This window comes from Pseudomonas sp. NPDC087804 (assembly GCF_044742965.1).
GTDB classification, from domain to species: Bacteria; Pseudomonadota; Gammaproteobacteria; order Pseudomonadales; family Pseudomonadaceae; genus Aquipseudomonas; species Aquipseudomonas rustica.
Window position 1 is genome coordinate 1 of record NZ_JBIUVN010000051.1, and the last position, 8349, is coordinate 8349.

Sequence of the window (8349 nt, forward strand, 5' to 3'; positions counted from 1 at the left end):
AATGATCACGAATACCATAAAATACCCACTGACTCGCTTGACCGCCTGGTAGATCCGCGCGGAACGCATCGGGTGCATGGCCTTGAAGCCGAGGTCTTCGAATTCGATGCGGATCGCATGCATGCCCAGCCGGTTGGCGATGGGCGCGTAGATTTCGAGGGTTTCCTTGGCGATCCGCCGGCGTTTTTCGCCGGACAGCACTTCCAGCGTGCGCATGTTGTGCAGGCGGTCGGCGAGTTTGACCAGGATCACGCGAATGTCGCGCGCCATGGCCATGGCCATTTTCTGGAAGTTTTCGGCTTGGGCTTCGGCCTTGGTCTCGAAATTCATCTGGGTCAGTTTGCTGACCCCGTCGACCAGTTCGGCGACGGTTTCACCGAACTGCGCTTGCAGCGCTTCTTTGGCGATACCGGTGTCTTCGATCACGTCATGCAGCATCGCGGCCATCAGGCTCTGATGATCCATGTGCATGTCGGCAAGAATATTGGCCACGGCAAGAGGATGCGTGACGTACGCCTCGCCGCTGCGACGGCGTTGACCGTCATGGGCTTGTTCGGCGTAGAAATACGCTCGGCGGACCAGGTTGACCTGGTCGTTGCCGAGGTAGGTCGATAAGCGATCGGCGAGGGCGTCTATGCTCGGCATGATGATTCCTGCCGTAAGCTGTGATCCCGCGCCGTGCTACGTCGACCAGGCATAGGCTTAGACGGCCTCGTTGGACTCGTCCTCGAACGCTGCGAACAGCGGCTCATCCTGGACGATTTCTTGCTCGGCGATGAACTCGTAGCTCATCAGGCCTTCAGCAATTTCACGCAGCGCTACAACGGTAGGCTTGTCGTTTTCCCACTGAACCAGTGGCTCTTTGCCGCCGGTGGCCAGTTGACGGGCACGTTTGGTAGAGAGCATGACCAGCTCAAAACGGTTTTCCACGTGGTTCAGGCAGTCTTCAACGGTTACGCGGGCCATGGTATTCCTCGGAGCGAATGCAAATATGCGCGCTGCCCGGTTGGGCGAGCGGACTCAACAGTTTAAAAAAACACCAGCGATTAGGGAAGCGCTGATTTTTTAACCAAGCCCTTCAACGCGCTGCAAGTGCCAATGTAAAGCGCTTGCAGGCCTTTTGGGAAGTGCTGATTAACCGAGCAATTCGGCCAGCAATTTGCCGTGAAGCTGTTGCTGACGCTTCTGAATGAGCTGATTGGCGCGGAAAATCGCCTTCAGATCGTCCAGCGCGTGGGCGAAATCGTCGTTGATGATCAGGTAGTCGTAGTCGACGTAGTGGCTCATTTCGCTGACCGCTTCACGCATGCGGCCGTCGATGATTTCGTCGCTGTCCTGACCACGGTTGGTCAAACGCGAATGCAATGCTTGCAGCGACGGCGGCAGAATGAAGATCGAGCGTGCCTGCGGCATCAGCTTGCGCACTTGCTCGGCGCCTTGCCAGTCGATCTCCAGAATCAGGTCGTGACCTGCGTCGAGGGTTTGCTGCAGATGGCTTTGCGAGGTGCCGTAGAGGTTGCCGAAAACCTCGGCGCGCTCAAGGAAATCGCCGTGTTCGCCCATCTTCACAAACGCTTCGCGCGTCACGAAGTGATAGTTCACGCCGTCGACTTCGCCCGGACGCATGGCGCGGGTGGTGTGCGAAACCGAAACGCGGATCTCCGCGTTGGCGTCGGTCAAAGCCTTGACCAGACTGCTCTTGCCCGCGCCCGAAGGGGCGGAAATGATGTACAGGGTGCCGGTGCTGTGGGTCATGTCGGGGTTGCCTTACTCAATATTCTGCACTTGTTCGCGCATCTGCTCGATCAACACCTTGAGGTTGACGGCGGCTTGGGTGCTGCGCGGATCAAAGGCCTTGGAGCCCAATGTGTTGGCTTCGCGGTTGAGCTCCTGCATCAGGAAGTCCAGGCGACGCCCGGCTGCACCGCCGGACTTGAGCACCCGGCGCACTTCGATGATGTGGGTGCTCAGGCGATCCAGTTCTTCGGCCACGTCGCTCTTTTGCGCGAGGATGACCATCTCCTGTTCCAGACGCTGCGGATCCAGCTCGGCCTTCATGTCGGCGAAGCGGTCGAGGACTTTCTGGCGTTGGGTCGCGAGCATCTGTGGCACCAGTTCACGCAGGGTCACGACGTCTGCTTCGATCGATGTCAGGCGCTCGTTGATCAACCGGGCCAGCTCCGCGCCTTCGCGCTCACGGCCAGCCTTCAACTCTTTCAGACCTTGATTGAACAGGGCCAGCGCTTCGGCGTTCAGCGCCTGCGGATCGGTTGCATCGCCGACCAGAACGCCAGGCCAGGCCAGGACTTCCAGCGGGTTCAGCGCTGCAGGGTTTTTGATCAGGCCCGCGATGGTTTCAGCGGCAGCGACCAGTTGCGCGGCGCGCTCGCGGTCGATTTGCAGCGCTTTGCCGGTGCTTTCTTCGGTGAAACGCAGGGTGCATTCCAGTTTGCCCCGCGACAGGCCCTGACGCAGCGCTTCACGCACCGCGCCTTCGAGGTCGCGAAAGGTTTCCGGCAAGCGCAGGTGCGGTTCCAGATAGCGACTGTTGACCGAGCGCAGTTCCCAGCTCAGGGTGCCCTGTACGCCGGCTTTCTCGACGCGGGCGAAGGCGGTCATGCTGTGCACCATGGCGGTAACCTCGCAATGCAGATCGGCGCGAAACCTGGGTTCCGCAAGCGCGATATCAATGAATTTATGCCGACTGGCAGCAAAGGCGCAGGATTGTAGCGCAGTGCGGCGAATGCGCCCAAACACACGGTGTGACAAAGGGCTGCAGCCCGTCGGTAATGCGTGTTTCAGGGCCTTCGGTCGTCGGCTCGAATTTTTAACCCGTGCCCAGTCGCGGTGCACCGCTCTATAATGCTCGGCAGTTTTCCGTCCTCAGTACAGGTATCTCCTATGAAACGTCCAAGTGGTCGCGCTGCCGATCAGCTCCGCTCGATCCGCATTACCCGCCCCACCCCCAACCCCGCCGCACGATCGGTGCTGGTCGAATTCGGTGATACCAAAGTCATCTGCACCGTCAGCGTCGAAAACGGCGTGCCGCGTTTCCTCAAAGGTCAGGGCCAGGGTTGGTTGACCGCCGAGTACGGCATGCTGCCGCGCGCCACCGGCGAGCGTAACCAGCGTGAAGCGAGCCGTGGCAAGCAGGGCGGTCGCACTCTGGAAATCCAGCGCCTGATCGGCCGTTCCCTGCGCGCTGCGCTGGACATGTCCAAGCTGGGCGACGTCACCTTGTACGTCGACTGCGACGTGATCCAGGCTGACGGCGGCACCCGCACTGCATCCATCACCGGCGCCATGGTTGCTCTGGTTGATGCGCTGAAAGTAATCAAGAAGCGCGGCGGCCTGAAGGGCGGCGACCCGCTCAAGCAAATGATCGGCGCGGTATCGGTCGGCATGTATCAGGGCGAAGCGGTACTGGATCTGGACTATCTTGAAGATTCCGCTGCCGAGACCGACCTCAACGTCGTGATGACCAGCACCGGTGGTTTCATCGAAGTGCAGGGCACCGCTGAAGGCGCGCCGTTCCAGCCGGAAGACCTCAACGCCATGCTGGAACTGGCCAAGCAAGGCATGAACGAGATTTTCGAACTGCAGAAGGCCGCACTGGCTGACTGAGCAGGTTCATAACCGCAAGGAGAGTGCGATGAGTGACGAGCAAGCGCTGCTGCCCAAACCGAGCCAGGAGGTTCGTCAATGGGCGATGTTTTGTCACTTGTCCGCTTTGCTGGGGATCTGGATTCCGTTCGGCAACCTGATCGGGCCGTTGATTCTTTGGCAGATGAAGCGTGAAAAGGATCCGTTTATCGATGCCCAGGGCAAAGAGGCGCTGAATTTTCAGATCACTGTCGCGATTGCGTCGTTGATCTGCTTCCTGCTGATGCTGTTGCTCATTGGCTTCGTCCTGATCGTGATACTGGGCATCGGCGCACTGGTGCTTACGATCATTGCCGGGGTGAAGGCCAACGAGGGCTATCCGTACCGGTATCCGTTTACCTGGCGGTTGATCAAGTAGGCTCGCGGGCCTGACAGGCGGAGTGCGCAATGGCTCAGCCGGTCTTTCCTTCTATCGAGCAGCAGACCGAGGAATGGCGGATGAAACCCGCCGCCGTGCTGACGGATCTGCAATCGACCGGCGCTGCGGTGTTCCGCTGGCAGCGTTCATCCACAGACAGCTATCACTTTGAACGCACTGAACCGCGCGAGCATGTTTTGCTCAGCGTGATGCTTGCGCCCATGCAGTCGCGCGCCGCTGTTGGCGGCCGGCAGGTGTGGGATGGGCAGATTCACAGTGGTCAGGTGCGATTGCTGCAGCCCAGCCAATCCGCGAGCTGGGACACGCGTAGCGCTTTCGACATCCTTCATGTGCATTTGCCAATGCCGGCGTTGACCGCTGCGGCGCAGGAGCAAGGATTGAGCTTCGCCGGATTTCGCGGAACGCATCAGCCGCTGTATCAAAACGACAGAGTGGCTCATTTGCTGGCCCGGCAATTGGCGCTGTCCATCGGTGACAACAGTCGGGGCGCCCGTGAGCAGGCGGATCTAAGCGTTCAGGTATTGATTGCTCATTTATTGAACAGTTATGAGCTTTCGAGCACCCAGCGAAGAGTTGCCAGCCAAGGCCTGATGGATGCCTTGCGATACATCGAGCGTCACCCCTGCGAAAAGCTCTGCATTGCCCGGTTGGCGGCAATTGCGGCGATGAGTGAATTCCACTTCGCTCGCGAATTCAAACGCGCCTTTGGCACTTCACCGCATGCCCACGTACTGGTTGTGCGCCTGCAACGGGCGCGCAACGCTTTGGAAAACTCCGCCAAGACTATTTTGGAAATTGCCCTGGAATCCGGGTTTGCCGACTCCAGCCATTTCGCCCGAGTCTTTCGTAAAGCCTATGGCATCAGCCCGAAGGATTTTCGCCAGTCCCGATAAAACTCGTGAGCAAGAAAGTACCGGCAATTGAGCAAGGATCGGCGCGACGCCTGCAACGCCCTCGTTGAACACTGTCCGCACTTCAACGACACGGAGCCAGCCAATGGCACACCTCGGACACGCTGTGCGCGACTATCGCCTGCAACTCATGTACTCGCTGATGGATCGCGAAGGCTTTGATGCTTTGCTGTTCACCCAAGCCGACTTCTTCCAGTTCGCGACCAACTTCAATACCGACGTCGAGACGTGGGAACGGCCAATTCTGTGCGTCGTACCGAGGAACGGCGCGCCGTTTGTGATCGCTCATGAGCTATCGACGCATCATTGGCGTTTCACCAAAGAAGCCGGGCATCTTTGGATCGAGGATGCACGTTTTTATGCCGAGCATCCGCGTGTGCAAAATCGCCTGCCCTTGGTCAGTCAGTGGAGTGAGCTGGTCGCACAATCTTTGCGCGATGCCGGGCTGCATCGGTCGCGCATTGGCGTCGACGCGATCACGGCGCCGTTGGCTCGCGTCGGTACTTTGCTGCCATCGTTGGTGCTGCAAAACGCGACCGAAGAGTGCCGCACGTTGCGGCTAGTCAAGCATGCCGAAGAGATCCAACTGATGCGCGAAGCCTGTGCGTTGACGGATTGGTTGCAGGATCGCTACCGGGAAAACATCCGCCCCGGACGGCTGGTTCAGGAGCTGGACATGAGCATGGCCGCACTGTTTGTCGAAGAAGCGGCTAATCGTTTCCCCGGTGAGGATGTGCAGTGCATCGAGTTTTTCACCCTGTCCGGCCCGGCGAGCTGTGCACCCCACGGCGATGGTCGGCAGTGCGGCGCGCGGATCGAGAAGGGTCATGGTCTGGTGAACATCATCATTCCGCGTATCAACGGTCTGATCATCGAGAACGAGCGCACCTGGTTTTGCGGCAAGCCATCGGCGCGGCAGGTTCAGTTGTATGAGGCGGCGCGGGAAGCCAATGAGGCGGCGTGCGAAGCGGCGGTGACGGGCAATCCGGTTTGCGCGATTGATGCGGCGGCTCAAGGGGTTTTCGAGCGGCATGGAGTGGCGGACTTGATCATCCATCGTACGGGCCATGGACTTGGGCTGGTCGGCCATGAGTTTCCCCACGACATGGCGTTCAATACGCGACCGCTGATGAGTGGCGAAGTGTATTCGGCTGAGCCGGGGATTTTTCAGTGGGGGCTGGGTGGCTTTCGGATCGACGACACGGTGGTGATTGGCGACACGCCAGACATCCTGACGCGCGCGCCCCGAGACATCTCCAGTCAGACAATTCTCTGATTAATAAAAATGCCCGTGTTTCACCTACGGGCATTTACATGAATGCAACGGGATTAGTTTCTTTGGGATGTAGGAATAATCTATTGCCGATGAATGGTAGTCATCTAGTTATATATTTATCGCTCTTACATGTTTAGTCACAACTGCACAGCCTTGGTGCTGGCTCCGTCCTTGGCATCGGCGATGGACGATTGTTAAAGTTGCCCGGCGTTATGTTTCTCTTGAAATATTTCGATATATTCAAGCCGTCGAAGGTTCTTGAATTCCACAGCAATCAGTGTTGAGACAATCAGCCGATTCACGGCGCGCGCTCAGGAAAAGAGCTCGTCCCTGAATATAGCCAAGAATAATCAAAATGATTCAGCTCGATTTTTACGGAACACTCGTGGCCGCTTCCTTAGTACTTTTACTGGGGCGTGGTTTAGTTACTCGCGTTGGGTTTCTGCGCAATTACAATATTCCCGAACCGGTTGCCGGGGGCCTATTGGTTGCGCTTGTTCTTCTGATCATGCGAACACTGGATGTTGAAGTTCGCTTCGATACTTCGCTGCAAACGCCTTTGATGTTGGCCTTCTTTGCCACTATCGGTTTGAGTGCAGACTTCGCCAGCCTGAGAAAGGGCGGGCGCGTTGTTGGGATCTTTTTGGTGGCAGTCGCCGGGCTGCTGGTGGTGCAGAACGCGATGGGCGTTGGCCTCGCCACTCTGCTCGGACTTGACCCGCTGATGGGCCTGTTGACCGGTTCGATCACTCTGGCGGGCGGTCACGGCACCGGCGCGGCGTGGGGCACCGTGTTCAGTGAGAAATACGGTTTGGCTTCTGCCTCTGAACTGGCGATCGCCTCGGCGACTTTTGGTCTGGTGCTGGGCGGTTTGATTGGTGGGCCGGTGGCTCGCCTGTTGATCAAACGGGTTGAGGTGCCCGGTTGCCAGAATCAGCAAGCGCCACGGCTCCCCAAGGGTTTTGAACAGCCGAACAAAGAGCGCTCGATAACGCCGTTTTCATTTATCGAAACACTCGCCCTGATCGCGGTCAGCCTGCTGGTCGGCAATCTGCTGAACGGTTGGCTGCAAGGCAGTGCGCTCGAGTTGCCGACCTTTGTTTGTGTGCTGTTTGTCGGTGTGTTGCTGCGCAACGGTCTCTCGGCGCTGGGCCTGTATCAGGTGTTCGAGCGGGAAGTGTCGGTGTTGGGCAATGTCAGCCTGTCGCTGTTCTTGGCGATTGCCTTGATGTCGCTGAAGCTGTGGGATCTGGCGGCGCTGGCGTTGCCGATCTTCATCATTCTGGCGGTGCAGACATTGGTCATGGCGCTGTTTGCGATTTTCGTGACGTTCCGCATGATGGGCCGCAACTACGATGCGGCGGTGCTGGCCGCAGGGCATTGCGGTTTTGGTCTAGGTGCCACGCCGACGGCGATCGCCAACATGCAGGCGGTGACGCAGCGTTACGGGCCTTCGCAGATTGCGTTTCTGGTGGTGCCGATGGTTGGTGCGTTCTTCATCGACATCATTAACGTCATCGTGATCAAGCTGTATCTGGCCCTGCCGATGTTTGTCGCGCTCTGAGGTTCAGCCCGCTTTAGGCTAGCGCACAAAAAATGCCCGTATCTCGCGATACGGGCATTTTTTTGACTGCGATTCGACGCTTAGATGGTCAGCGTCCAGTCGTAGTCGACGATCAGCGGCGCGTGCTGCGAGAACCGTGGCTGACGCGGCAGACGTGCGCTGCGTACAAAGCGGCGCAAGCCCGGTGTCAGGATCTGGTAGTCGAAGCGCCAGCCCAGATTGAGCATCTCGGCCTGTTCGTTATCCGGCCACCAGCTGTACTGGTCGCCTTCACGGCTGACTTCGCGCAGGGCATCGACATAACCCATGTTGCCGACAATCTCGTCCATCCAGGCGCGTTCCGGCGCCAGGAAGCCCGGGGATTGCTGGCTGTCGCGCCAGTTCTTGATGTCGAGCTTCTGCTGCGCCACGTACAGCGAGCCACAATAAATGTACTCGCGGCGTTTGCGTCGCTGTTTGTCCAGGTACTTGCCGAAGTCGTCCATGAGCTTGAACTTCTGGTTCAAGTCCTCATCGCCGTTCATCCCCGAAGGGAGCAGCAAGGTGGCCTTACTGA

At 58.4% G+C, this 8349-nt stretch carries 10 protein-coding genes; 5 read left to right on the forward strand and 5 right to left on the reverse strand.

Going from position 1 to position 8349, the window contains the following annotated elements:
- From ACIOMO_RS27500 to ACIOMO_RS27515, 4 genes are all read right to left on the reverse strand, one after another.
- Positions 1-645 (reverse strand): HD domain-containing protein (locus ACIOMO_RS27500; RefSeq protein WP_401244625.1); only part of this gene is annotated, 645 nt, incomplete at its 3' end.
- Positions 646-702: 57 nt separating this feature from the next.
- A complete protein-coding gene (rpoZ, locus tag ACIOMO_RS27505) occupies positions 703-966 on the reverse strand; it encodes a DNA-directed RNA polymerase subunit omega (RefSeq protein WP_016985812.1) in 264 nt (87 codons plus the stop codon).
- Positions 967-1134: 168 nt separating this feature from the next.
- A complete protein-coding gene (gene gmk, locus ACIOMO_RS27510) occupies positions 1135-1755 on the reverse strand; it encodes a guanylate kinase (RefSeq protein ID WP_053125052.1) in 621 nt (206 codons plus the stop codon).
- A 12-nt stretch (positions 1756-1767) separates the two neighbouring features.
- The gene (locus ACIOMO_RS27515) at positions 1768-2631 is read right to left on the reverse strand and encodes a YicC/YloC family endoribonuclease (RefSeq protein WP_053125050.1); all 864 of its coding nucleotides are present in this window, start codon (positions 2629-2631) and stop codon (positions 1768-1770) included.
- 270 nt (positions 2632-2901) lie between these two features.
- Here ACIOMO_RS27515 and rph point away from each other — a divergent pair, with 270 nt between their 5' ends.
- The 5 genes from rph to gltS all read left to right on the forward strand — a co-directional run bounded on the left by rph (position 2902) and on the right by gltS (position 7793).
- Complete coding sequence (gene rph / locus ACIOMO_RS27520) at positions 2902-3624, forward strand: ribonuclease PH (RefSeq protein WP_401244627.1); 723 nt, start codon at positions 2902-2904, stop codon at positions 3622-3624.
- Between the two features lie 28 nt (positions 3625-3652).
- On the forward strand, positions 3653-4021 hold the full coding sequence (locus tag ACIOMO_RS27525; protein WP_053125048.1) for a DUF4870 domain-containing protein: 369 nt from the start codon (positions 3653-3655) through the stop codon (positions 4019-4021).
- A gap of 29 nt (positions 4022-4050) precedes the next feature.
- On the forward strand, positions 4051-4935 hold the full coding sequence (locus ACIOMO_RS27530) for a helix-turn-helix domain-containing protein (RefSeq protein ID WP_401244629.1): 885 nt from the start codon (positions 4051-4053) through the stop codon (positions 4933-4935).
- A 103-nt stretch (positions 4936-5038) separates the two neighbouring features.
- Positions 5039-6229, forward strand: coding sequence for a Xaa-Pro peptidase family protein (locus ACIOMO_RS27535; RefSeq protein WP_212546230.1), 1191 nt, complete (start codon positions 5039-5041; stop codon positions 6227-6229).
- Between the two features lie 355 nt (positions 6230-6584).
- On the forward strand, positions 6585-7793 hold the full coding sequence (gene gltS / locus ACIOMO_RS27540) for a sodium/glutamate symporter (RefSeq protein ID WP_212550356.1): 1209 nt from the start codon (positions 6585-6587) through the stop codon (positions 7791-7793).
- A gap of 80 nt (positions 7794-7873) precedes the next feature.
- Here gltS and ACIOMO_RS27545 read toward each other — a convergent pair.
- A partial coding sequence (locus ACIOMO_RS27545; RefSeq protein ID WP_401244632.1) for a catabolite repression control protein Crc occupies positions 7874-8349 on the reverse strand: 476 nt, incomplete at its 5' end.